Here is a 1255-nt window from a genome sequence, read left to right as displayed (position 1 = left end):
CAGCACGGTTTTGCCCTCTAGCCACTTGGCCGGCACGCTTCGGTAATGCTCAAGAGGAATTGCCACGAGTACAACTTCGCCAAATTGTGCTGCGTCCTCGATAGTGCCGACCTGACTGCCAGGAATGCCACTGCRCACGCTGCTCATGGTCTGTGGCCCACGTGAATTGCTGAGCATCGCCTCGTGTCCCGCGGCGATGACCAATTGCGCCACTGCACGTCYGATGAAGCCTGCCCCAATAATGCCGATACGCATGTCCTTGCTCCGCTGGTTAAGTAAGAAGAAACCATGATGATTGCCAACCAACAGCAGATAAATAATCATCGGCTACTTAGTCTCGTTACCAGGAGTGTTGAATGATGGACCGTCTGACGAGCATGGGAGCGTTTGTGATGGCGGCGGAATGCGGCTCCTATGCCAGTGCTGCCGAGCGATTGGGCCTGTCGGCGCAGATGGTGGCCAAGCATGTTGCCGCGCTTGAGCAGCGGCTAGGTGCGCGGCTACTGAACCGTACCACCCGACGCCAGAGCCTGACTGAGTTGGGCAGTGCTTACTACGAACGCTGTAAGCACATTTTGAGCGAAGCTCAGGCTGCCGACTCCCTTGCGCAGATCATGAACGACACCCCGCGCGGCAAACTGAAAATCAGCGCTCCCGTAACGTTCGGCTCCTATAGCCTCATGCCCTTTGTGACGGAGTTTTTGCGTCAACACCCGGAAGTCGAAATCGATTTGCATTTGACCGATCGCTTCGTCGATCTGGTGGAGGAGGGTTATGAAGTGACTTTCAGAATTGGCCCGCTGACCGCGTCCAGTTTGACCGCCAGGCCGTTGGCACCTTATCGGTTGGTAGCCTGTGCAGCACCGAGCTACCTGACCGACCGCGGAGTGCCACAAATACCGGATGATCTGAAGAACCATGAGTGTCTGGGGTATGCCTATTGGTCCCGGCCGGCCGACCACGAATGGGTATTCTGCAAAGGCTCCGCAGTTGAACGGGTACAAGTCGTCAGTCGATTGCAGGTCAATGAGAGCAAAGCACTGCTGTCGGCAGCGCTGGACGGGTTCGGGATCGTCCTTGGTCCCGAAGACTTTCTTGAGCCCGCGTTGCGCAGCGGTGAGTTGGTTCGACTGTTAGCTGATTACGAAGCACCGAGCCGACAAATGCATTTGCTCTACACGGCCAATCGTCAGAGAACTGCCAAACTCCGACGATTTATCGAGGCTGCGCTCGTCCGCTTTGGTGCTCCTTGAGC

General features: G+C 56.6%; 2 protein-coding genes. One reads left to right on the top strand and one right to left on the bottom strand.

Features of this window, described 5'->3' with window-relative positions:
- A partial coding sequence (locus AC1DLB_RS30330; protein ID WP_477786320.1) for an NAD(P)-binding domain-containing protein occupies nt 1-255 on the bottom strand: 255 nt, incomplete at its 3' end.
- Between the two features lie 101 nt (nt 256-356).
- On the opposite strand from AC1DLB_RS30330, the gene AC1DLB_RS30325 reads away from it, so the two are divergent.
- The gene (locus AC1DLB_RS30325) at nt 357-1253 is read left to right on the top strand and encodes a LysR family transcriptional regulator (RefSeq protein ID WP_477744678.1); all 897 of its coding nucleotides are present in this window, start codon (nt 357-359) and stop codon (nt 1251-1253) included.
- Nucleotides 1254-1255: the final 2 nt, after the last annotated feature.

It is taken from the genome of Pseudomonas sp. 05N434, assembly GCF_056396965.1.
Note: the sequence above shows the minus strand (reverse complement) of the source record. Positions and strands in the feature narration are given on the sequence as shown.